Here is a 24,409-nt window from a genome sequence, read left to right as displayed (position 1 = left end):
GTCATTGGGATTGTTTTTCAAGAATTCGTTTAGATCTTTAATGGCTTGTTGACGTGTTTTTGAGTTTTCAAGATCAATAGGCTTTATTGAATAAACCTTAGATTTAAGATCCTCTAGTTGCTGCATTTTATAAGCTTGAGCTAAAGTTTTAGAGGCGTGGGCGTCATTGGGATTGTTTTTCAAGAATTCGTTTAGATCTTTAATGGCTTGTTGACGTGTTTTTGAGTTTTCAAGATCAATAGGCTTTATTGAATAAACCTTAGATTTAAGGTCCTCTAAGTGCTGGGGCTTCTTGTCTTCTTTATTTAATTGAAAAATTTCTTTTTTGTAAGGATCTTTTGGTATATTAATTAGATTTGGTTCAATATCTTTTTTTATTAAGGTTAAAAGTAAATTTGAGGCTTCTTTATTTTTTAAATTTTCAATCAACTCATTTACTTTTTGAAATTTATTGCTTAGGCCTTTTTTAATTAATTCTTTTAATCTGTTTTTTCCAAGTGTGACTCTCCCGGTATTAATATCGTCTAATATTTCATAGAGCTCTTTTTTTATTAAGTAACTATATGGCCTATGAATTTTCCCTATTATTGTTTGACTGGGTGGAGAAAGTTCACTTTCTTTTTGGGAATTTAAAGGAATTTTTTTTAAAGATGTAGCATCATTATTGTTTGGATATTTATTGTTTTCTGGAGTTTTTAAAATGTGCTCTGAATTTTTTTCTTTGGATAAATTTGTGTTTTGCTTGCCATTTTCTATTTTTTGAGAGTTGTTTAAAATATTTTCACTATTTGATTTTTCACTTAATTTTTTTTTTAGTTTTTCCAAATTAAATAAATTTTTTTGTTCATTAACACTTAATTTAGGATTTGGAGATTGTATTGTTTGGTCTTCTTCTTTTGGGTTTGTATTTGGTTGTATTTTTTCTGGTATTTTGCTTTTTTTAAATTCAGATATGTCTTCATCTTCAATGCCAACATCATCGTTTCTGTCAGAGTAGTTTTCTGTTATTGCATTGTCTTTGATGTATCTATTATTAAATGCTATGTCAAAATTTTCGTTTATATTTGTTTTTTCATTGTCTTGACCTTTGATCTTGTCTAGGATTTGATTAGCAGAATCTCTTTGTAAGTCGTTTGATTCAAAAGGACTGCTGTTGGCAATTTCTGCTAGTGTATTTGTAAGCATTGCAATGTCTTCATTTTGAGGGTATTTATCTTGCAGAAGTTTTGCAACAGAATATGCTTTTTTATAGTTTCGATCTATTACACTATTTTTAACTTCGTTTAGCATTATTTCTCGATTTTTGTCATTTAATTTGCTTTGATATATATAGTAACCAAAGCCTCCAAATGATAAGATAAGTAAGAAAATTAAAAGCAATAATACCGAAAAATTTGTATGTTTTTTATTCATCTATGTATAACTCCTCTTGCCAATTAAGTTTTTCTAGCTCAATTAAAGAATTTGTTTCTAGGTTGTCTTTAAAACTATCTTTAAGTATTTGATTTTTGTCTTCTTTTGCGTATACAATATGTTCGGTTCTTCCCTTTAAACTTTTGTCAAGTTTTTCAAGATTAATTTTTTCATTTCTTAAATAACTTATTATAAGTAAAATGCTGTCTTTTTTTTCTGTTTTTGATCTAAGGGTAATAAATTGCGAGTAGTCATGGATAGCCATAGTATAAGAGTCCCAGGCCTTTTGGTATTCTTTTTCTTTAGATGTTATTTTGCCCTGTTGAACATAGGCATTAGCTCTGTTTAGTAGTGCGCTGTCATAATTAGGTCTACTTTTAATAGAATTAGAATAATATTTTATTGCTAAGGGATAGTAACCTTCTCCTCTGTTAAACATTATGTTGCCTAGTTCATAATATAGTATGTAATCGATTTCACCTCCTACTGCAATTCCATCAAGCAATGCTCCTTCTGCTTCTGTTAGTTGATTATTTTCTCTGTATGCTATTGATAGAAAGTAATAGCCAAGTTGTACTTTTGGGTATTTTTTAATGGCATCGCTTAGTGTTTCGATTGCTTGAATGTAATTTTTGTTTTTCATCTCTTCTTTGCCAATTCTAATTAGCCTTTGAGAATATGCCAATTTTGAATTAAATATTAAAATTAGAAATAAAATAAAAATCTTGCAATTTTTATTTAAAAATAAATAAATCCTCATTCTTTTCCCATTATACTTAATTTAGATTAAATGCCTTTAGATTTCATAAGCTCTTTTTTTAAAATTTATTTTTTGCTTCAATTTTGTTTTGAAAAAAGAAATAAATTCTAATAAACTATTTTTTTCATTAGATTTTATCTTTCTATTGTCTTTTAATTCTACCAGATTCTCACAATATATTAAATAGCATATTGCAGGTAATAATTTTTTTTCATTTTCATCTTCCAGTTTTTCAATAAGATTAAATCTTATATTTTTGAGAATAATTTTTAAAATCCTTGATCTTGTTTTTAGTGATTTTATTAAAAGATATGATTTTTGGTAATCTAGTTGGTTGGGATTTATTTTTTGTATTTTTATTATTTTTTTAGGTATTGTAATTTTATTTTCGTCAAGGTAGAGCAGTATGTCTGATATAAATTTGAAATGCTTATATTCAATATTTGGGTAAAAAGATAGAAAATATACAAATATTTGATTTTGTATTTCAAAGGTTTTAGATTTGAAAAATTCTTTCATGTGTTGGCAAAAAATTTTTTTATCCTTTTTATCAGCATAGATGTAGAATGCAATCCATCCATAAGTTTCTATATTCTGAGAATTTTTTTTGACATAATTCATAATACTTTCTAAAAATGCACTTTTAATGTATCTTTCTTTAAAGATTGAGCTTTCGTAGGGGTTGAAATTTGTTTTATCAAAAGATATAAAAAAGTCTTCTGTTTGAAATTTTGCAGTTATAATTTCTTTTATTTTTTCTTTTATGTTGATTAATTTGTGTTTTTCAATGTATTCAAGTGCATCTATGAAAGATTCCCAATTATTAGATATTTTGTCTTTGAAAAACCAAGTTAAATATTTTTTTGTTATTGTTTTTTCAATTACATATAAATAACACTTTAATGTGTCTTGGAAATCTTTTGGAGCGTATTGTGTAAAATCGCTAAAAAAATAATTAAAGTTAATATTTTTACTCGAACCTTTATAAAAAATTTCATTAAGACTTAAAGTTTTTAGTGCGCGTAAGTAGTTTAAAATTTCATTGTATTTTAGCGCTAGAATTTCTTCTTCCAAGTATTTGTAATGTTTTATTAAAATTTTAATAAAAATGTTTTTACTTAAACACCCAACCGGCCAATGTGTAAGTATTAACATTCTTTTTAATTTTATTAATCTGCTTTCTTTATTAGTTAAGCTTGATTTAAAAACTTTTTGATTTTCTGGTTGATATTGTAAATTTTTATTTAATATATTTAATATTTTAATTTTATTTTTGTTTCTTACAGCCACCAGAATGTCTATTGTTTGTTCTAGGTTGTCAATATTAATATTGCTAGAAAAATTTAATATAATTTGCTTGTAAATGTCTTTTTTTTCTTGAGAATAATAAGGGTTATTTTGTATTTCAATTAGTTTTAAAAAGTTGCTAGATTTTAGTTTATATGTTGTTCCTAGTTTTTTGGTGTTGAGATTGGTTTCTTTGTTTATTTGAGTAAAGTTTTTCCTTCTTACTATTTCTAATATCCATTTTTTAATTGCTTCATTTTGAGTTTTTTTGTAGTAGTATTCTTCAAGTGAAGTGTTAAATACATTTTTTTCTTTTTCGTAATCATTGCTAATTTTTATAAGTTCAATTATTTCAGGCTTTTCTAATTTGTAAAGCTGGGAAGAAATACTATATTTTAAAACTTTTTCTTCTATATATTTGTTTATATACTTTTTTAATGTGGTAAGGGAATCATAAAATTCTGAATCCTTTTTAATCGTTTTCATTTATTCCTTTTTTTATAATTTCCATTAAATTTTTATCTTTTTTTGCAGAATTTATTATTGCCTCTAAATAACCTTCAAGAGTTCCTATGTCAATTCTTTTCCCTTTAATGTTTTTATATAATACTTTTTTTTGATCCATTAGCTTTTTTAAAGCATAAATGTGATAGTATTCACCTTTTTGATGTAGCTTGAATCCTTCTTCCAAATATTCAAAAAACTCATAATTGTACAAAAATCTTCCAATAGATGCTTTATTGCTAGGCTCGCTTCCAACTTTTGGTTTTTCAATAATGTTTTTTACATGGATTTCGTCTTTGTAGAGATCTATTACTCCATATCTGTTTATATTTTCTGGGTTTTCAATGATAGATATTATGTTCTTTCCAGTTTTTTCATAAAGTTCGATCAATTGCAAGCTTAATGGTGGATTTCCAATGTAAAGGTCATCAGGGTAGGCCACAATTACAGGTTCTCTATTTATCCAGGGTTTTGCATAAAGTAGCGCATTTCCTGTGCCCAGCATTTCTTTTTGCCTTATGAAGCTTATGTTAATTTTTTTGTTTTTAATCTTTTCTAATTCATCTTTTTTATTTTCTTTTAAAAAAATATTTTCAAGTTCAATTTCTCTGTCAAAATAATCTTCAAGAACTTTTTTTCGTCTTGAGCTTATTAATAAAATGTCTTTTATTCCTGAATCAATAAATTCTTGAATAATATAATCTATGGCTGGTTTGTTTAAAATTGGTAGCATTTCTTTGGGAATTGTTTTTGTTATTGGTAAAAATCTTGTTCCATATCCAGCTGCTAGAATAATGCCTTTCATATTTTTTCTCTCTTGAAATAAGATTATAGCAAAAATTTAATTTTATATATTCATTGTTTTTTAAAATTGTTTTAGAATTTTTATTTATGTATGTAAGTTCGGGCAAATATAAAGGTAAAAAAATTTTGTTTCCTAAGAATGGCGTTGTTCGTCCTGTGATGTCTCTTGTTAGAGAAGCCTTTTTTTCTATTATTTTCAAGGATATTGTTAATTCAAAATTTTTGGATGTTTTTGCAGGTACTGGTATAATGTCTATTGAAGCTCTTAGCAGGGGGGCTAGTCTTGCCCATCTTGTTGAATGTAATAGAAAAATTAAAATTACATTAGTTAAAAATTTTAGTTTTGTTGAGGAATTTTATAAATTCTTTTTTCAAAAAGCAGAGGATTTTTTGGGGAAAAAAGATCTTTTTTATGATTTTATTTATCTTGATCCCCCTTTTAATTATAAAAATAAGATTAATTTGCTTGAGATTATTTTAAAAGGTAAAATTTTAAATGATAAAGTTAATATCATTATGCATTATCCTTCCAGTGAAGATTTAAAGATAAATACATCAAAATTTTCAGTTTATAATTTAAAAAGATATGGGGGATCAAAACTTATTTTCTTGAGAATATTGTAGTATTTATTTTTTTTCATAGCTAAAGAGAATTAGTTGAATGTCATTTTTACTTAATTCTGAAATGCTGTTTTTTATTAAAAAATCATCCACATTTTTTAATGGATTTTTTTTGTAATTTCCATTTGCATCTTTTATTAAAATTTCCTTATTTTCAAGATCCATTATTATTTCTCCTATTTTATAAGTTTGGTTTTTTTTATTTATTATAGATAGATTTGGCATAATGCCCATTTTGTATTCAATAACAGCAGCTTGAAAAAGATTTTCGTTATTATTTTTTTTGTTTACATCTACTATTTGACCATAATCAAAAGGTGCAAGTATTGTTAAAAAATTTTCTAGCATCTTAATGTCAAATTTTTTGTTTTTTGTTTGCTCGTTTGGCTCTTTTCTGCTCCAGTAGTATTTTCCACTATTTTCTATTAGGAATTTAATAGCCTCTAAAGGGTTAGCGCTTTCTTTTATTATTATTGGATTTACCAATTCATCGTAAGTATCTACTATGCAGAAAATTCTAATAAGTTCATGAATAAATTTGTTGATTTTTAGCTGTGGATGTCCAGTAGAATCAAGGTAGTCTTTTTGCCCATTGATTATCATTTTTGTAATAGCTGAAATATCTTCCCTTATTCTAAACAAATTTTTAGCAATATTAATATTTTTTTCCAAGTGTTCTATTTTTAATTTATGCTGTTCTTTTGAATTTTTGTCTTTAAGGCTTATTTTGTTCCCGATATTTTCTAATATTGTTACATGCATTAATCCTATTGAGTGTAGCAACGATCCAAGTGCGGCTTGTAGTATCATGTCTTCTGCATAAAAAAATTCTGTAAATTCGGTATATTCAGTTTTATCAAGAAAAAATTTAATAGTTGAACGAGGTGCATTTTTCAAAGACCTTATTTTGTTTAAATTTGCAATTGTAATTAAAAAGTAAATTGTTGTGTCGACTGAATGTAGTAGTATTGAATCGCCCTCTGTTTTAACTTTTCCTTTAAAAAATTCATAGTCTCTTCTAGCAGAATATAAATATAATTTTTTTAAAGTTTTTTTATCTTTAAGGTTTTCTTTTGTCCTAAGCTTTTGAACATCAAAATAATGGTATATTTCTAATAAAATTTTTTGCAAAGATGTTATTTTATGTCTTGGAAGTATTTTAAAGCTTCCTTCCAATATTTCTTTCCAATAAATTTGATTAGGCTCAGCCTCCATTAATGTATTTATTTTCATGAGCGGTTTTTTACCCTTGGTAATAAATATTGGGTCATCTTCCTTGAAGGGCTTATATATGTCTTTTAGATTGTCTATTAACTTTTCTCTTAAATAGTTAAGATCATCATTTAAAATTTCTTCATTTATTTTTTTTATTAGGTTTTCATATGATTCATCTTCTTCTTTTTTAAGTACAGGAATGTACGGTGTATTACCCTTAGAAAGTATTTTAATGATTTTTTCGTTTACTCTTGTGCCAAGTTTTGATAAGTTTCCTATTCTTGAAAAAATTATGTCTTGTTCGTTTAGATCTTTTATTTGCTTTATTTTTTTAAGTATCACTTTGAGATCCTTTTAATCTTTAAATAAATGTCGCCGAGGAGAATCGAACTCCTGACACAAGGATTTTCAGTCCTATGCTCTACCAACTGAGCTACAGCGACAATTGTAATTTAAATAAATGTATGCTGCCGAGGAGAATCGAACTCCTGACACAAGGATTTTCAGTCCTATGCTCTACCAACTGAGCTACAGCAGCATTTTTATTCTAGTATCTTAATTTTTTCATAAGTATATATGTTTGTCAACTCTTTTTAAATTTTAGCTTTTGGTGTAGTACTAAAAAAATGATTTATAGCCAGCTTTTAGGTTTTAAAATGGACAATTATAAAAATTTAATTAATTTTTTAAGGTGTGCAGTAATATATTTTTGGGTATTTTTTAAAATGGTTTTTTATTTTTTAAAATTTAAATAAAGATTTGCATTACTATTTAATTTATAGTAACAGAATTTTAGAATTTGTGTTTTACAGACATTTAAAGAAAAATTTATACTAATAAACTTTCAATTTCTTTTGTGAAGATATTGAAAGAAATCCATATCTGTTGAGAAAATTTTTCTTTTATCTTTTAATACTGCTTTATAGCTTTCTAATGCTTGCCAGAATTTGTAAAATTCAATATTTTTGCCGTATGCATTTGAATAAATTTTTGCGGCTTCTCGATCTCCTTCAGCTTTTATTTTTGCAGCAGTGGCTTTTGCTTCGCTTAATATTTTCAGCTTTTCTTTTTCTATGCTTCCAAGAATTTCTGTTTTTTCAGCTAATCCCATGCTTCTTTGTTCTTCTGCGATTTGTTGTCTTTCTGAAATCATTCTATTGTTTACAGATTCAATAAGACTTGGATCATAAGTAACTTTTCTTATTAGTACGTCTACAATTTCAATTCCAATATCTTTGGTATTGTTGTTTGCTATACGAATTATTTCTTTTTCGATTATCTTTCTTCCTTTTGTTATTTTATAAATACCATTAATTTTTGTTTCTTGTGGAGTGAGTATTCCATTGGACAAACGTTGAATAGGATCGTTTGAGCTTCTTATAATTTCAAGCAAAGGATATTTTGCAATAACACCTCTAACGGCAGGTTCAATTGCTGCATCAATTCTAATGTAAGCTCTACTCATTGTTTTTATTGTTGTATAAAATTTATTTATGTCTGCAATCTTCCATCTAGCAGTTGTATCAATCCATATTAATTGCTTTTCTTCCCCTCCTGTTGGGATTCTTTGAGGTTCTCCATCCCATCTGAGAATGATTTTGGGAAATATTTGTACATTTTCAATTAATGGGATTTTATATTTAAGTCCAGCTAAATTTTCAGTTCTTTGAATTTTTCCAAGTCGAGTGGTTATTGAAATTTCATTTTCTTTCAAAATATAAATTGGTTGAAAAATAGACAAAATAGCTAAGCAAACTATTACTGTAAAGGTTATAATTTTTGCAGCAGATAATAAAAGATTTATTATAAATTTCATTTATTTTACCTCTTTAAATGGTAGAAAATTTTTGAAGTTTTTGTCAATTAACTCAATGTTATCTTTGTTTTCAAGTATTTCTTTCATGGTTTCATTGTAAAGCCTTTCTTTTGTAATATCGGGATTTTTCAAGTAAGCGTCTAGTATGGCATTAAAAATTTCTGTATCTGCTAATGCATTGTTTATTCTGCTTTCTTTGTATCCCCTTGCTTCTTCAATAACCTTTAATGCTTCACCTTTAATTTTGGGAACTATTTGATTAAATTCTCTTTTTCCTTCGTTTATGTATTTATTTTTGTCTTGAATGGCAATGTTTACATCTTCAAAAGCCTCATAAACTTTTCCTTTTGGGGGTAGGGCATTTCTAATTTGTACTTGCACTACATCAATGCCTAAATTATAATTATCTATTATTTCATTCATAGAAGATTTTACACCTTCTGTTACTCCCACTCTGTTGTCATTTATTATTTCAAAAATAGTATTATCCCCAATCAATCTATTCATTGATGACTTTGCAATATCTTTAATTGTTGTCTCGGGATCTTCTACTTTAAACTTGAATGAGTAAGGGTCTCTTATTTTGTATTGTACTAGCCATTCAATGTTTATGATATTTAAATCTCCGGTAATAATCATACTTTCGTCGCTTGCATTATTATTTTCTCTAATATCGTTTGGAGATATTAGAAATCCAAATTTAATTTCTTGGACTATTTTTACGGGTACAATAAATTTTTCTTCAATTAATGGAATTTTCACATGTATCCCTGAATCAAGAGTTCTGTTAAGCTTGCCAAGACGAAGTACAATTGCTTCTTCTGATGGCCCTACTATGAATATGTTTGCAATAACTATTATTGATATTAGTATTAAGGTAATAATAATTATTAAATATTCGTAAGTTTTATTAAAAATTTTTTTTATGTCAAACATTTGCTTCTCCTAATGTTTTAAATTATTAGTAAGCGAAATTTATCACTACTTTTTGGATTTGATAAAAGTTATTGTTTCGATTTTATTATTCTGAATTTCCTTAATAAAATATTCTCCATCATTTGTTTTTACGGTTTCGTCTTTTGTTGGTATTTTGTCAAGTAGATCTATTAAGTATCCTCCAATTGTATTTGTATATTCTTTGTGTTTTATAGATATCCCAATTGCCTCTTCAATCTCGTCAAAGGTGGTTTCTCCAAGTATTGAGTAAGTATTTTCGTTGATTTGGGTAATCAGAGGTTTTTCCTCTTTTATGTCGTATTCGTCAGATATTGCTCCAAAAATTTTTTCTACTATGTCTTCTATTGTAAGTATTCCTGAAAAACCGCCATACTCGTCAATTACGATTGCCATTATTTTTTGTTTTTTTCTCATAATATCTAGTATGTCTTTTATTCTTTTGTTTTGTTGTACAAATACAGCCGGTTTAATAAATTGAGAAACGTTTTTATTCATGTCTTTTTTATTGACTTCTATGAGGTCTTTAGCTATTAAAATTCCAATTATCTGTTCTCTACTTTGTCTTTTGTATATAGGAATTCTAGAGTATCCTTCTTCTTTGATCAATTTGATTACATCTTTTAGCTTTGATGAGCTTGAGAGTGAAAAAACTTCTGTTCTATGAGTCATGATCTCAGAAGCTCTTACTTGATCTATGTCTAACATTTTTTGCATAAATATTCTAGAGTCGTTTTTTAAAATTCCTAAACTTCCTGCTAAAGAGAGCATATTTTTTATGCTCTCTTTAGTCATTTGGTAACTGGCCTTAACTTTAAAGAGATTTAATATTTTTTTTATTATTTTGTTTATTATGTATATTAGTGGAGTAAATATAAAAATTAATGGTTTTAAAAAAAATGAGGTAGATAGAGCAATTATTTCATTATTTAGAATTGCAATTTGTTTTGGAAGTATTTCTGCAAAAATTAGAACGATTATTGTTATTAGTCCTGTTGATATTGCAAGTGAGCTGTTTCCATACTTTTCAAGTACAAATTTTGCTGTAAGTGTACTTGCTGCAATATTTGATATATTGTTGCCGATAAGAATAGTAGTAATTAATTTTGAAGGAGATTGAACCAAATTGTACACCGATATTCCTGATTTTCCTTTTTTTCTTATGTCTTGTATCTGAATTATGCTTAATGAAGTGTAAGCTGTTTCAGATGCTGAGAAAATAGCAGATAATATTATAAATAGTAGTATTGTGATTAATTCTAACATATATGTATTATTTTAATTTATCTTTAATAAAAATGCTTTAAATTATGCCTTTAAGTATAAAAATATTTTTGACTTGACCTTAAAAGGCGCTGACCGGAATCGAACCGGCGAATCAAAGTTTTGCAGACTTCTCCCTTAGCCACTTGGGTACAGCGCCTTGTAACATTGCTTAGTTTATTAAAAAAATAGAAAATTGTAAATATATTTTCTATTGAAGCATAATTTTGAATTTCTTAGCTATTTTTATTAGTTTTATGTAAAATTTTAATGTATGAATAAAAAACTTAATGACGTTTTATTAAAATTAGATCAAGATTTAATAAAATGCGTAAAAGGTTCTCTTGATTTAGAAATTTCAGGAGTTACTTATAGTTCTAAATTGGTTTTGCCCGGGTTTGTGTTTTTTGCTCTTCCAGGAATTCATTTTGATGGGCATGATTTTATTGAAATCGCAATTCAAAAGGGCAGCAATGTTGTTGTATGCTCACAAGATGTGGATTTTTACAATCCTAATGTTACTTATATTAAGGTAGATGCCTTTAACATAAGAAAATTTATGTCTAATTTTTCAAATATTTTTTATGATGAGCCTTCAAAAAAATTAAAAGTTATTGGAGTCACTGGTACTGACGGCAAAAGTTCTGTTTGTTATTATATATATCTTCTCTTAAAAAAAAAGGGTGTTAAAGTAGGCTTTATATCGACGGTATTTTTTGATGATGGGAGTGGGAGCTTGATTAAAAATCCTTACAGACAATCAACTCCTGAGTCTACAGAAATTCATTTATTTTTAAGCAATATGGTTAAAAATAAAGCTCAATATGCAATTCTTGAATCTACTTCCCATGGACTTGACCTTGAAACAGCAAGGCTTATTGATGTTAATTATTTTGCAGCTGTTTTTACCAATATTGGACATGAGCATCTTGAATTTCATGGTACAATTCAAAATTATTTGAATGTCAAGCTAGGTCTTTTTCGGGCTGTTAGTGATGATACTGGTTTTGGTGTTATTAATCTTGATGACCCTTATTCTTCTGATTTTAAGAATGCTGTTAAAAAATCTTTTACTTATAGCTTGAAAAGTAGTAAATCAGATTTTTTTGTCAGTTTTATTGATGAGAAAACCGATTCTACCAGGTTTGAATTTTATCACAAGGGGGTTAAATATTCCGCTAATGTTAATCTGCTGGGGAGTTTTAATGTTGAGAATTTAATGGCTGCTCTTATTTTAGTTTCTCAAATTTTAAATAGTGATATTCAAGACATTGTTGACAAGCTTATTTACATTAAAAGTCTTGATGGGCGTATGGATAGTATTAATTTAGGGCAAAATTTTTCTGTAATAATTGATTATGCTCATACTCCTGGTTCTTTTTCTAAACTTTTTCCTATTTTTAAAAGATTTACTACCAATAGATTGATTTCTGTTTTTGGTTCTGCGGGGGAAAGAGATGTTGAAAAAAGATTTTTGCAAGGACAAATTTCAGATATTTATTCTGATTTAATAGTACTTTGTGATGAAGATCCAAGGGGCGAGAATAGTATGTGCATAATTAAAGACATTGCAAAAGGAATTGTGAATAAAGTTGTAAATCAAGATTTATTTTTTATTCCTGATAGAAGGCACGCTATTGAAAAAGCAATAAGTCTTGCAAAGGCGGGAGATTTGGTTGTAGTTTTGGGTAAAGGTCATGAAAGTTCAATAATTTATAAAAATAGAGAAGTTTTTTGGAATGAACAAGAGGTAGTTAAAAATGCTATTTTAAGTTTAGAAAAATCAGAAAAGGAGAAGTGATTTGAAAAAAAATCTTATGTTGATATTTGGTGGCGTTTCTTTTGAGCATGAAATTTCTTGCAAATCTGCTTATAGCATTTATTTGGCCCTTTTAGATCTCAATAAATATAATATTTATCCTGTTTATATTGCTAAGTGTACAGGTATTTGGTATTTATTAGATTCTGTTTCTGATCCTCCAAGGCCTATTAATATAGATGATTTGCCCATTGTTAGTTTATTACCGGGTATTGGAATTTTTGCGAATAACAAAAATCTTGAGATTGATGTTGTTTTTCCCGTTATTCATGGAAGAACCGGTGAGGATGGTGCTATTCAAGGAGTTTTAAAAGTTATGGACATTCCTTGTGTTGGTGCTGGTATTATAGGGAGCGCTATTTCTAGTAATAAGTATTTTTGCAAACTTTTGCTTAAAAGTTTTGATATCCCTTTGGTGCCCTTTATTGGATTTAGACAACATGATTATTTTTTAGACAAAGAGGAAGTAAAAAGAAATGTAAAGGAGGTTTTAGGCTATCCTGTTATTGTTAAGCCTGCAGTATTAGGCTCTTCAATTGGAATAAATGTAGCTTACAGTGAAAATCAGATTGAATCTTTTATTAAAGAGGCTTTAAAGTATGACCTTACCATTGTAATAGAGAAGTTTATTGAGGTTAGAGAGATCGAATGTTCTATTATTGGGAATGAAAAGATGAAGATATTTTCTCCCGGGGAAGTTGTTGTACAAGATTTTATATTTTATGATTATGATGCTAAATATTCTGTTATTCCTGGAAATTCTATTATTTTTAATATTCCCGCACATCTTGAGACAAATCAGTTGTTAAGTATTAAAGAATATGCCTTTCTTGCTTATAAGAATCTAGAACTTAGAGGTATGGCAAGAGTTGATTTTTTTGTTGAAAAAAAATCAGGAACAATTTATCTTAATGAAATAAACACTATTCCGGGATTTACCGATATATCTATGTTTGCTAAAATGTGTGGTCATGATGGTCTTCATTTTAAAGACCTCGTAGATAATTTAATCGATTATGCTTTTCAAAGTTACATTAATAGAAAAAAAATAATTAATTTTTAAGAGTAATTTAGATTAATTTAATTTTAAATTTTTTAGATTTTCAATCTCTTTATCATCTTTTAGTTTGAAGTATTCAAGATTTTTATATTTTTCTGCTTTAGGCAATATTCCTGAATATTTTATTTTGTAAGAGTAATTTATTTTTATATTTTTTTCTTCTGTATTATTAGTTTTATTGTAAATTTTAACTTGATTTTTTTTAATATGAAGATTTGCAAATGCTTCATATGCTATGTCATCTTGAGATTTAAGAGTAAATGCAATTGTTGTTTTTTTAGAGTTAATGTTTTTAAGCGAGAAGATAATTTTATTAGCTAATATTTTATAAGGAGTATTGCTTTGATAAATTATTAGTTTAGAGGCGTTTTTAAAATGCAGTTCGATTTGATTTGCAATTTTTTGAGTAACCAAATCGATGCTATAAACAGCTCTTTCTGCTATATCTATTTTTTTAAAATAAATATTCATTAGCTCTTCATCGGCTTCAATGTTGGTTTTTAATATTTTTTCGTTTGCTTGTAAAGTTAGGTTAAAGTCATTTGAAATTATTTGAATAGGATGTTTCTTGCCTTTTGGATATTCAATTTTTATTTTATTTATTTTTTCTGGAAAGCTAACCGTTTGTTCTATTTGTATTGTATGCTCTTTTTTATCAATATTACTAGAGATTATGATTGTGGTTATTAAAAAAAAAGTTATAAGACCAAGTCTTTCAGCTTTTTTTAAATTTTGTTTAATTTTTGGGAGTTTGGATTTTAAATGTTCTGAGATATTAATAAATATGGTAGAGAAAAGACAAATTGATATTAGATAGCTTAGTGTAAGTGTATTTTTGATTGATGTAGTATTTTGTATTAATGTTATTAATACAAAATTGATTATCCAAATGATTAATACCACTATTTTTCGAATAATAGTATTTTTATTTGGTTTTATTAATAATAAAATGCTTTTTATGATAATTATTAGGATAAATTCTATTTTAATAAACATTAATATTATTAGTTCAATAATAGAGGTTGATATTGCTAGGTATTTAAGTTGTCTGTAATTTAAATATATTGTGAAATTATATGTAAAAAGAGACAAAAGATTATGTATTAGTAAAGTTGCAAAAAAAGTTATTAGATATTTGGGATTTGTTATACTGTAAACAGTTGTGTTTTCATGGCCTGCAAATATTTTATTTGTAAGCAATAAGGATAGGTAAGTGCTTACAAATAAAGTAAAAAACAATCTTACTAATTTGTAGTAATTATTTTTTACTTTTTTCATAACTAATCCGGCTTCTTTAAATTTTCTAATAAAGATAATTATAATTAAGTTATAACAAATATAGATTAATGCTATTAAAGCGATTTCATTAATTATTAATTTTTTAAAAGGTGTATCAATTACAATATAGTGTGTTTCATCGGTATTTTTACTTTTGTACTCACTAGTTAAGGCTTCTTCGATTGATTTGTAAATTTCAAAAATAGTATTTTTATTTCGAGCTAATATAGGGTTTAAATTATTATTTATTATTAAAAAGGGTATAGATTCATCACGATATAGATTGTATAAATTGTTTGATTTTTTTTCAGTTATTTTTGATGTATTAAAATCAAGTTTATTCTTTTCAAAGGTTTTTATAATAGCTTTTAAAAATCCCAAATTTGTTTTTGAATTTGTTATGAAAGATTCATTTTCTAAGTAAATTTTATTTTTTATTTTATTTTCGTTTAACATTAAGTATATTGTATTTGTATTTTTCCCTAAATACTTATTGCTAAGTAAAATTCTGCTACTAATTATTGTATTTTGTTCTAAAGAATCATCCTCAACAAAAAAAAAATTTATGTTGTTTTCAGGATTAGTATTTTTAAGTTTGTTTAAAAGCTCAATTGCAATTCCAATTGCTAAATTATTTTTTAAATCATTTAGTATTTTAATTGGAACAATTATATTATAAGTATTTGCACTTTTTCCTTTGATTTTAGAATGTATTATTTTTTGTGAATACCCAATAAATCCAATTTCTTGTAAAGAGTATTCCATATATTTAACTTCATTTGTATTAAAATATTTTTTTATATAATTAAAAGTGTTTATTATTTTTTCTTGTCTTTCATTTAGTTGATGAATTTTCCTAATGTGCGTTTTTATGCTCTTTTCAGTTTCTGTGTTTGTAATTTTGTTGCTTGAATTGAATACATTTTTTTCCATTTTATTCGGCACAATAGTAGTGCCTGTTAAGCTAAGCAATAATAACAATATATTAATTGTCATAATTTTTAATATCTTCTTCTATTTGCATTATTTGTAAGATATTTGGGTTTTCTTTTAAAGCAGAAATAATTTTTTTTATATTTTTAGCATTTGATGAGACTATTATATTTGTTATTCCATGACCATTTCCGCAGTCTTCTATTTTTTCGCTAATAAGTCTTACGTCATTGAGTGTGAAAATGTTTTCAAGATAGCCAAATATTCCTTTAAGTTCTTTTAAAAGTAAAATAATGTGGTGCACTTTTCTAGTTGGTGTTGCTTCCCACTCAACTTCAATCAATTGAGTTTTTTTATAGGATTTAAGCTTTTGACAATTTTCATTGTGCACTATTATTTCGTCTTTATGTATTATTCCAATAATATCTTCACCTGTTGTTGGGCTACATTCAGGGTCTATTACAATTCTTTTTATTTTGGTTTTGGTATAAGATTTAAATAAGCTAAAAAGCTTTCTTTGTTCTTTGTTTGCTCCAACAAGATACGCAATAATATTGTTATCTACAAAAATTGTGTTGTCATTTTTGTTAAGCCATGATCTAATTTTTGATCGCGCTTTTTTTGTTCTTACGCTGTTTAGCCATATTACATCCGGTTTTGAATCTTTTGATGTGAATATTTCAACAATTTGTTCGTTTTTAAGCGGCTTTGTGATTGAGCTTATTTTTCCATTTATTTTTGCATAAAGAGCTTGGTCTCCAATATCTGTGTGGATTATGTATGCAAAATCAATTGAATTTGATCCAAAGGGAAGCTCTACTACTTCTCCTTCTGGGGTGTAAACATATATGAATGTATTTAGCAACTCTTTGTGTATGTCATTCATTGAATATTGACTTTTGTTGGCCGATTCTTGTTGCCATTTTTTTATTCGGTTTATAAATGAAAGATCATCAGCTTTAAGCGCAATTTGTTCTTTATATATCCAGTGGGCTGCAACCCCATAATTAGCAATTCTGTCCATTTCTTCTGTTCGAATTTGTATTTCAATAAGCTGGTTATCCTCAGGTATTCTTACGGTAGTATGTAGTGATTGATATTTGTTTTCTTTGGGGCTTGCAATATAGTCTTTAAGTCTTCCCGGGATTGGTTTCCACACCCGGTGAACAATTTCTAATATCTCATAACATTCTTTTTGTTTTTTACAAATTATTCTTATTCCTAGAGTATCAAAAATTTGGGTAAGTTTGTTTGTTCTTGTTTGCATTTTTCTAAATATTGAATAAAAGTGCTTTGATCTTACTGTAATTTCTGCTTCAATTCCGCTTTTTTGAAGTTCTTTTTCTATTGATAATTTGCCTTTGTATAATTTTTTTTCTCTTTCTATTTTTGTTTCAGATAAAAAATTTTTTATTTCTTTATAATCTTTAGGATAAAGATGCTTAAATGAAAGATCCTCAAGATATGTTTTAAGAGATGATATTCCAAGTCGTTCTGCTATTGGAACATAGGTTGAAAGGCAATCTTTTGCAATCCTATCTTGTCTGTTTTTGGGCAAGTAAGAGAGAGTTGTCATATTATGAAGTTTGTCTGCCAGCTTTATTATTATTATTCTAATGTCATGTGTCATTGCAAAAAACATTTTTGAGATAGTATTAGCTTCTTTTATGCTTCTTGTTTTATTATGTAAATCGTGAATTTTAGTTACGCCGTCGATTAGGCTTAAAATTTCCTCGTCAAATTCTTTTACTATTTCTTCTTTTTCAATATTTGTATCTTCAAGTACGTCATGCAGTAGTCCAGCAATAGTTGCTTTAAAGTCTAGTTGAAATTTGGCAAGAAATAATGACACCATTATTGGATGAATAATGTAAGGCTCTCCACTTTCTCTGTATTGGCCATAGTGGAGCTGTTCTGCTATTTCTAGAGCTTTGAATATGCTTTTTCGTTCAAATTCATCTTTGTAAGTATTCTCAACAGTTTTTTTAAAAATATTCCTAGCTTTTTCAAGATCATTTATCTTTATTAAGTGTGCAATCTCGTATGCTTGTATCATCTTTTTGTCCCAATATCAGCGCCCTTGCTCTCTTTTCAAGATCGTAAATTGTTTTTAAATGTGAAAATCCTTTTTTGATTGCAAAATCTTTCAATCTTTTTATTTGCCAAGGAGCTGATTCTATTATTATTAGTCCATTTGGGTTAAGCTTTTCTTTTGCTTGGCTTAATATTTTTCTAGAAATATTAAGCCCATCTTTTCCAAATCCCAAAAGAGCTTTTGTGGGTTCTTTTTCTATTTTATTTTTTATTTCTAATTCTTCTTTGTTTAAATAAGGAGGATTTGTAATAATTATATCAAGCTTTCCCTTTATACATTTTAGCAAATTAGAGTGAATTATTTCTACAAATTTTTCAAGTTTGAGCTTTTTTGTATTTTTTTCAACTATTTGTAAAGCTTTTGTTGAAATATCTGAGAGTATTACTTTTTTTCTCATGTAATAGGCAATCGAAAGCCCTATGCACCCACTACCGCAGCATAAGTCTAATATTTTTTTAAAACCGTTTTGTTTAATTTGAATTAAGGCTTCTTCAGCCAAACATTCTGTATCAAACCTTGGAATTAATACATGCTTGTTTAAGTTAAATTCAATCCCCATAAATTCTTTCTTTTGAAGTATGTAGTGAATAGGGGTTCCTTTTTCTATTTTATCTATTTGATCGAAAAAAAGTTTTTTTTCTTTTTTTGTTAAGCTTTTTTTTATATTTGCAATTATTAATTCTTTTCTGGTTTTTAAAATTAATTCAAGTATTAGTAGCGCTTCTATTGCATTTAAATTTTTACTTTTAGCATAATTTATAACTTCTTTTACATTCATTGTTATATGTTGTTGCTTTTTAATTCTTGTTCTTGAAGCTCTATCATCAAGGGGTCAAGAAGTGGATCAAGTTCTCCTTGCATAAATTCTTCTAGTTTATAAAGAGTGATGTTTGCTCTATGATCTGTTATTCTATTTTGAGGGAAATTATAGGTCCTAATTCTTTCAGATCTATCTCCTGAGCCGACCTGTTGCTTTCTATTGCTTGATCTTTGCTCTTGTTTTTTTGAATCTTCAAATTCATAAAGCCTTGCTCTTAATATTTTCATTGCTTGATCTTTGTTTTTATGCTGACTTCTTTCGTTTTGGCACTGCACAACAATTCCTGTTGGCAGGTGCGTTATTCTGACTGCAGAATCAGTTGTATTGACATGTTGCCCACCAGCTCCAGATGATCTGTAAACATCAATTCTTAAATCTTTTTCATTGATATCAATTTCAGTCTCTTCAATATTAGGTAGCACTGCTACAGTGGCAGCCGAAGTTTGAAGCCTTCCGTTAGACTCTGTTATGGGAATTCTTTGCACCCTGTGAACACCACTTTCGTATTTTAATTTTTTAAATACATCTTTTCCTTTAATTTCAAAGATTATTTCTTTAAATCCCCCAAGTTCTGTTTCATTGAAGTTTATGATTTCTGTTTTCCATTTTTTTTTCTCTGAGTATTTTATATACATGCTATAAAGATTGTTTGCAAAAAGAGCAGCTTCTTCTCCACCTGTTCCAGCTCTAATTTCAATTATTATATTTTTGCTATCATTTTCATCTTGAGGCAAAAGTAGTATTTTTATTTGATGTTCAAGATCTTCTTTTTTTTTGTCCAGATCAATTAGTTCTTGTTTTATCAGTTCTTTCATTTCTTGTTGCTCTTCTTCTTCCAAGATGGTTTTGTTATTATTAATTTGACTTAGTATTTTTTCGTATTCAATTTTTTTAGTATTTATTTTTTCTAAATATGTATATTCTTTTATTATTTTTGAATATTTTTTTTGATCTTTGATTAGATTTATATCTTGCAATTTTTCTTCTATCAATTTAATCTTACTTGTTGCTGAATTTAATTTTTCTAAAAGCATTATGATTTCTCCTGAAAGATAGTAATAGTTTATATTAATTTTAGATTTTTTTGTTAGACTTTTTAATAAGTTTTGTGTGGATGTCTATTTTTATGTTTTATTTTAATATTTTTTAAAATTGCTTTTATGAAATAAATAGAATAAGCTTGATTAAAAAAAATCAATTATATTTTTTCATGTTTTTTTATATAATGAATGTTATTAAGTTGGATATTAAAGTTAGATTAATTTTTGTTGTATTTATATATAAATTGAGCTTTACGTATTATTATTTGTGGTGTGTTCAAGGTAGTTAAAGTTATATCTTTGATAAACCGATTTAAAAGGGGTATTTATGTTAAATGAAAAAATTTTGGATGCTTTAGAAGATCTCTCGAGTATTTCTGATGATCAACTTCTTGATGTCACTGAGAAATCAAAAAGAGGGTATCAGTTGATTAAAGAAGAAAGACTTTCTGAGGCGGAAAGTTTATTTTCTGATATCCTTGAAAAGGATAATGAGAATAATTATGCTCTTGTTGGGCTTGGGGACATTGAAAGGAAGAAGAATAATTACGATAAAGCAATAGTTTATTATCAAAAATGTCTTGTAAAGCATCCAAGCAATAATTATGCTCTTTTTGGACTTGGAGATTGTTACAGAAATTTAGATAATTATAAAAAAGCCACAGACATATGGGAAGAATATTTAAAATATGATCCTGAGAATATAACAGTTTTAACAAGAGTTGCGGCATCTTACAGGAAGCTAAAAAATTTTCAAAAATCTAAGCAAACTTATCTTAAGGTAATGGAATTAATGCCTGATAATGATTATGCTCTTGTAGGTATTGGTCATTTGTATTACGACTTTAAAGAATATAAAGAGGCTTTAAAGTATTGGCTTAAAATGTATGAATTAAATCAATCCAAAGTTGATGTTAGAGTATTAACTTCAATTGGTAATTGTTATCGCAAGCTAAGGGAATTTACTAGAGGAATTTATTTTTTTAAAAAAGCTCTAGAAATTTCACCTAGCAATTTTTATGCCGTTTTTGGACTTGCTGATTGTTATAGGGGGAATAAGGAGTACAAAGAGGCTTTAAAATATTGGCTTGATATTATCGAAAAAGATCCAAAAAATAATTTGGTTCTTACAAGAGTAGGAGATGCTTATCGCTATTTGAATGATTATGAAAATTCTCAAATTTATTATAAGAAGGCTCTTGATGTTGATTTTGATATGTTTGCTATACTTGGACTTGCTCTTATTCAAAAGGAACAAGGTAAATATGAAGAAGCATTAATGGCTATTAAAAGTTTAATTAAAAATAATCCTAAAAATTCAGCATTGTATGTTAATGCCGCTGAATGTTATGAATCATTAGGGCAGATTGGAAATGCCATTGATATTTTATCAAGCTTTTTGCAGCTTGGTATGAAAAATATTGTTGTTATTGATTATCTTTCGGCTCTTAGGAAAAAAATGGAATGACGGACTCTTTACTTGAAACTGAAAAATCTATTTTTTTTGATAAATTAATAGATACTCATGTTCATTTTTATGAATTAAAGAAAAGATCTTTGGATGTCAATTACATTATTAATGAATGTTTTAAAAACGGCTTTTCTTATTTTCTTGATGTTGGTTTGCATCCTGGTGATTTTAATGATAGAAAAAATCTTTTAAGCCCTTATTCTAATGTATTTTTAACAGCGGGTATTCATCCTTTAAATTTAAGTGATCATTTTAAAGATGATATTAAACAGCTTGAAAAAATTTTGATTAGTGAAAATGTTGTTGCTGTTGGCGAGATGGGTCTTGATTATTTTAAAGCAGATAACAAGAGATTTCAAATTCAAGCTTTTGAAGAGCAATTGTATTTGGCTAGTAAATATAAAAAGCCAGTTATTTTGCATATAAGAGATGCGTATGATGATGCCTATAATATTGTAAGGTCTTTAAATTTTTTAAATAGGGGTATATTACATTGTTATTCGGGAACTTATGAATATGCTAAAAAATTTATTGATTTGGGATTTAAAGTTTCTTTTTCAGGTAATATAACTTTTAAAAATGCAGAACCTTTAAGGATTCTTGTTGGCAAATTAAATACCAACGATCTTTTAATAGAAACGGACAGTCCCTTTTTAGCCCCAGTGCCATTGAGAGGCAAAATAAATTCACCTTTGTTTTTAGGATATGTATGTCTTGAGATTGCAAGGATTAAAAATTGCTCTGTTAATGATGTTGCTATTGCTGTATACAATAGCTTTAAAGATCTTTTATTGCTGCATTAAATTTTATTTATAATTATTTGCTTGTGTATTTTATTATTAGCTTTAAATTTAACCATTTTTATTGCTTATAAATGTTAAATTCATATTGAAAATTTTTTTCAACTTCTTTTGCTATTTTTATCAAATCAGGCTCTTTAAGAGTGATTACATATTGTAGCTTAATAATTTTTAAGTCTTTTCTTGTATTACCAATTAATACAAATTTTATATTTTTGAAAAAAGGCGAATTTAATATCTTTTTTAAGATAATATTATTATCCCTTAAAGAGAATAATATTATTGTTTTTATTTGAGGAGTAATGAATGTTTGAATATAGGATATGTTTTTTTCGTTTATTAGTGTAACATTAACATTTTTTTCTTTGCCCTTTTTTTCTAAGTATTCAAGGTCTTCGCTATTTAGAGATTTGTCTCTAAATAATAATGTTTTTTGCAAGTTTATTGATTTTTCGTTAAGCAGAAAATCAATAGATTTTTTAAGAGAAAATTTTATTTTTGATAGATAAAAAATTTTCTCTTTTAGAATTTCATTATTTAGAATTTCATTATTTGATTTGTGGGTTAATAGTATTTTTTTTGTTGTTTGAAGTTTGTCTTTTATAATTTCTAAATTTTTGTCATTTATAAATAGTATTTCGTTTTTTATGAATGGAGTTTTTTGAATTTCAAAAAAATATTCGGTTGCATCTGAAAAAATTATTGCATAATTAAATTGTTTTTCAATAATGGAAGATTCTTTGCATCCTTGTGTTGAAATTACTAAGAGCGCTATTATAGCAAGTTTTTTTGGGTCAGACATTTTATTTTCCAGTATACTTATTATTAATAGCTATATATATTAAAACCAAGCCAAGTATTATTAGTGCATAGATACTCATATTGGTTAGAATTAATGTTTTTAAAGTTGCAATAAATAATCCTAAAAATATAATAGGAGAAAGAATGATTTTGTATTCTTTTGCCGAGTATTTTTGGCATTTTTTAATTTTCTTTTCAAAGATTGTGGCTGAAAATATTAGCTCTATTGCATTAAGTATTGGTAATTCTATATATTCATAGATTTCAAAAATTTTGCTATTTAGAATTATTATTTCTAAATTTTTAGAAAAAATTAGTCCAAATGTGAAATATATAAGAATTTTTAAATTTTTTTTAAATAAAGAATTTTCATTTAGAGTAAAAAAAAATATAAATATTGATAATGGAAATATATAGTAATATAAATGTTCTTTGATAAATATTGAAATCCCTAGACTTATTCTTGATGTATAATCCAATTCAAATGATCTGTATAGAATAAATTCTTGAGTTAAATAAAGAAAAGAAAACATTGTTATTGCAAGAAATATTGCTAAAACATGGGCTTGGGTATTTTTTGTTTGACTTTGTTTTAACCGAATATTCATATAAATTTTTAATATTAGTGGTAGACTTGTTAATAAAAATAAACTCATTGTAATTATAATTCTACTTTTAAACGTTTTTTAAATCAATTGATTGACTAGAAACTTGTGTGATTTGGATATTTGTTTATCAATGTTATGATTTTATTATTTTTTGCAAACATTATTCTTAGAATTTACTTTTTAGTGAATGTATAATAAAATTAAGTATTAATGTTAATTATTAATTGATTTAGGAGTATATATTTTTTAAATGATAAATAGAAATGCCAATAGAGATAGGGATAGGTCCAGATCAAATGACAAGGAATTAAAAATTAATTACAGAATTAAGGCTCGCGAGGTAAGAGTTATTTTTGAAAATGGAACACAAGAGGTTTTGTCGATTGAAGATGCTATTAAAAGAGCAAAGGAATCTGGACTTGATTTGGTTGAGGTTTCTCCTAATGTATCTCCTCCGGTTTGTAAGATTATTGATTATGGGAAATATAAATTTCATCAAGAAAAGCGTCAAAAAGAGCAAAAGAAGAATCAAAAAGTAATTAAGCTTAAGGAAGTCAGAATGCAGCCCAAGATAGATGCTCATGACCTTGATTTTAAATCAAAAAACATTTTAGGTTTTCTAAAAGATGGCAATAAGGTTAAAGTTACAATAAGATTTAGAGGTCGTGAACTTGCTCACACATATTTAGGATATGGTATCTTAAATAGCATTCTTGAAAAAGTAGGGGATGTGAATTATGTTTTGGAATCTGCGGCTAAAATGGAAGGCAAAACAATGTTTTTGATTGTAGCGCCTAAGTTTAAAAAATAAATATTAAATTAAAGGGGATGAAATGGCAAATAAAATGAAAACACGCAAAAGTGCAAAAAAAAGGTATTCTTTTACTGTAAATGGTAAAGTTAAGCATAAAAAGCAAAATTTAAGGCATATTTTGACAAAAAAATCTTCTAAGCGCAAGAGAAATTTAAGGAAATCGGGCAATCTTTCTTGTTTTGAAGTTAAAAGAATTAAAACTTTATTACCTTATGGTTAAAATAATTTTAGGA

Annotated in this window: 19 protein-coding genes, 3 tRNA genes and 2 pseudogenes; 7 read left to right on the top strand and 17 right to left on the bottom strand. The window is 26.8% G+C overall.

What is annotated here, in order from left to right; genetic code table 11:
* From HNQ06_RS04270 to HNQ06_RS04255, 4 genes and pseudogenes are all read right to left on the bottom strand, one after another.
* Positions 1-1,413: pseudogene (locus HNQ06_RS04270) on the bottom strand (tetratricopeptide repeat protein); the annotation flags it as partial.
* Positions 1,406-2,173: a tetratricopeptide repeat protein gene (locus HNQ06_RS04265; protein WP_075551919.1), complete on the bottom strand. Its 768-nt coding sequence runs from the start codon at positions 2,171-2,173 to the stop codon at positions 1,406-1,408. The gene HNQ06_RS04265 and the pseudogene HNQ06_RS04270, both read right to left, overlap by 8 nt.
* A gap of 26 nt (positions 2,174-2,199) precedes the next feature.
* Positions 2,200-3,946: pseudogene (locus HNQ06_RS04260) on the bottom strand (BB_0208 family protein).
* Complete coding sequence (locus tag HNQ06_RS04255) at positions 3,933-4,769, bottom strand: UTP--glucose-1-phosphate uridylyltransferase (RefSeq protein WP_184107700.1); 837 nt, start codon at positions 4,767-4,769, stop codon at positions 3,933-3,935. Before HNQ06_RS04255 ends, HNQ06_RS04260 begins: the two are co-directional and overlap by 14 nt.
* Positions 4,770-4,822: 53 nt before the next feature.
* On the opposite strand from HNQ06_RS04255, the gene rsmD reads away from it, so the two are divergent.
* Positions 4,823-5,392 carry a 16S rRNA (guanine(966)-N(2))-methyltransferase RsmD gene (gene rsmD, locus HNQ06_RS04250; RefSeq protein WP_184107699.1) on the top strand — a complete coding sequence of 190 codons (570 nt, stop codon included), beginning with the start codon at positions 4,823-4,825 and terminating at the stop codon, positions 5,390-5,392.
* A gap of 3 nt (positions 5,393-5,395) precedes the next feature.
* Here the strand turns inward: rsmD and HNQ06_RS04245 are convergent, their stop codons facing one another.
* The 7 genes from HNQ06_RS04245 to HNQ06_RS04215 all read right to left on the bottom strand — a co-directional run bounded on the left by HNQ06_RS04245 (position 5,396) and on the right by HNQ06_RS04215 (position 10,797).
* The gene (locus HNQ06_RS04245; RefSeq protein WP_184107698.1) at positions 5,396-6,946 is read right to left on the bottom strand and encodes an HD domain-containing phosphohydrolase; all 1,551 of its coding nucleotides are present in this window, start codon (positions 6,944-6,946) and stop codon (positions 5,396-5,398) included.
* Between the two features lie 28 nt (positions 6,947-6,974).
* Positions 6,975-7,047: transfer RNA gene (locus HNQ06_RS04240), tRNA-Phe, on the bottom strand.
* A 22-nt stretch (positions 7,048-7,069) separates the two neighbouring features.
* Positions 7,070-7,142: transfer RNA gene (locus tag HNQ06_RS04235), tRNA-Phe, on the bottom strand.
* A gap of 306 nt (positions 7,143-7,448) precedes the next feature.
* Positions 7,449-8,420 carry a protease modulator HflC gene (hflC, locus tag HNQ06_RS04230; protein ID WP_184107697.1) on the bottom strand — a complete coding sequence of 324 codons (972 nt, stop codon included), beginning with the start codon at positions 8,418-8,420 and terminating at the stop codon, positions 7,449-7,451.
* A complete protein-coding gene (hflK, locus tag HNQ06_RS04225; RefSeq protein ID WP_184107696.1) occupies positions 8,421-9,356 on the bottom strand; it encodes an FtsH protease activity modulator HflK in 936 nt (311 codons plus the stop codon).
* A 45-nt stretch (positions 9,357-9,401) separates the two neighbouring features.
* Positions 9,402-10,640, bottom strand: coding sequence for a hemolysin family protein (locus HNQ06_RS04220; protein ID WP_184107695.1), 1,239 nt, complete (start codon positions 10,638-10,640; stop codon positions 9,402-9,404).
* A gap of 84 nt (positions 10,641-10,724) precedes the next feature.
* Positions 10,725-10,797 (bottom strand) — tRNA-Cys (locus HNQ06_RS04215).
* A gap of 114 nt (positions 10,798-10,911) precedes the next feature.
* On the opposite strand from HNQ06_RS04215, the gene HNQ06_RS04210 reads away from it, so the two are divergent.
* Together HNQ06_RS04210 and HNQ06_RS04205 are read left to right on the top strand one after the other, a co-directional pair.
* Positions 10,912-12,438, top strand: coding sequence for a UDP-N-acetylmuramoyl-L-alanyl-D-glutamate--2,6-diaminopimelate ligase (locus tag HNQ06_RS04210; protein ID WP_184107694.1), 1,527 nt, complete (start codon positions 10,912-10,914; stop codon positions 12,436-12,438).
* A 1-nt stretch (position 12,439) separates the two neighbouring features.
* Complete coding sequence (locus HNQ06_RS04205; protein ID WP_184107693.1) at positions 12,440-13,519, top strand: D-alanine--D-alanine ligase; 1,080 nt, start codon at positions 12,440-12,442, stop codon at positions 13,517-13,519.
* A gap of 12 nt (positions 13,520-13,531) precedes the next feature.
* On the opposite strand, the gene HNQ06_RS04200 is transcribed toward HNQ06_RS04205, so the two are convergent.
* Genes HNQ06_RS04200 through prfA form a run of 4 tightly spaced genes read right to left on the bottom strand, consistent with a single transcriptional unit; the run spans position 13,532 to position 19,676 of the window.
* Positions 13,532-15,790: a hypothetical protein gene (locus tag HNQ06_RS04200; RefSeq protein ID WP_184107692.1), complete on the bottom strand. Its 2,259-nt coding sequence runs from the start codon at positions 15,788-15,790 to the stop codon at positions 13,532-13,534.
* Positions 15,780-17,783, bottom strand: a complete 2,004-nt coding sequence (spoT, locus tag HNQ06_RS04195; protein ID WP_184107691.1) for a guanosine-3',5'-bis(diphosphate) 3'-pyrophosphohydrolase — start codon at positions 17,781-17,783, stop codon at positions 15,780-15,782. The genes HNQ06_RS04200 and spoT overlap by 11 nt, the downstream gene beginning before the upstream one ends.
* Entirely contained in the window at positions 17,740-18,600 is an 861-nt protein-coding gene (gene prmC / locus HNQ06_RS04190; RefSeq protein ID WP_184107690.1) for a peptide chain release factor N(5)-glutamine methyltransferase, read from the bottom strand. Before prmC ends, spoT begins: the two co-directional genes overlap by 44 nt.
* Before the next feature lie 2 nt (positions 18,601-18,602).
* Positions 18,603-19,676, bottom strand: coding sequence for a peptide chain release factor 1 (prfA, locus tag HNQ06_RS04185; RefSeq protein ID WP_184107689.1), 1,074 nt, complete (start codon positions 19,674-19,676; stop codon positions 18,603-18,605).
* Positions 19,677-20,010: 334 nt separating this feature from the next.
* Here prfA and HNQ06_RS04180 point away from each other — a divergent pair, with 334 nt between their 5' ends.
* Positions 20,011-21,150, top strand: coding sequence for a tetratricopeptide repeat protein (locus HNQ06_RS04180; protein WP_184107688.1), 1,140 nt, complete (start codon positions 20,011-20,013; stop codon positions 21,148-21,150).
* Entirely contained in the window at positions 21,147-21,956 is an 810-nt protein-coding gene (locus tag HNQ06_RS04175) for a TatD family hydrolase (RefSeq protein ID WP_184107687.1), read from the top strand. The genes HNQ06_RS04180 and HNQ06_RS04175 overlap by 4 nt, the downstream gene beginning before the upstream one ends.
* Before the next feature lie 58 nt (positions 21,957-22,014).
* On the opposite strand, the gene HNQ06_RS04170 is transcribed toward HNQ06_RS04175, so the two are convergent.
* Together HNQ06_RS04170 and HNQ06_RS04165 are read right to left on the bottom strand one after the other, a co-directional pair.
* The gene (locus HNQ06_RS04170) at positions 22,015-22,755 is read right to left on the bottom strand and encodes a hypothetical protein (RefSeq protein WP_184107686.1); all 741 of its coding nucleotides are present in this window, start codon (positions 22,753-22,755) and stop codon (positions 22,015-22,017) included.
* Between the two features lies 1 nt (position 22,756).
* Positions 22,757-23,410: a hypothetical protein gene (locus tag HNQ06_RS04165; protein WP_184107685.1), complete on the bottom strand. Its 654-nt coding sequence runs from the start codon at positions 23,408-23,410 to the stop codon at positions 22,757-22,759.
* Between the two features lie 202 nt (positions 23,411-23,612).
* On the opposite strand from HNQ06_RS04165, the gene infC reads away from it, so the two are divergent.
* Together infC and rpmI are read left to right on the top strand one after the other, a co-directional pair.
* Complete coding sequence (gene infC / locus HNQ06_RS04160; protein ID WP_184107684.1) at positions 23,613-24,173, top strand: translation initiation factor IF-3; 561 nt, start codon at positions 23,613-23,615, stop codon at positions 24,171-24,173.
* A gap of 22 nt (positions 24,174-24,195) precedes the next feature.
* A complete protein-coding gene (rpmI, locus tag HNQ06_RS04155) occupies positions 24,196-24,396 on the top strand; it encodes a 50S ribosomal protein L35 (RefSeq protein WP_008882757.1) in 201 nt (66 codons plus the stop codon).
* The last annotated feature ends 13 nt before the right edge of the window (positions 24,397-24,409 follow it).

It is taken from the genome of Borreliella lanei, assembly GCF_014205895.1.
GTDB classification, from domain to species: Bacteria; Spirochaetota; Spirochaetia; order Borreliales; family Borreliaceae; genus Borreliella; species Borreliella lanei.
The sequence above is the reverse complement of the archived record's forward strand: the minus strand, read 5'-3'. Positions and strand labels throughout refer to the sequence as shown.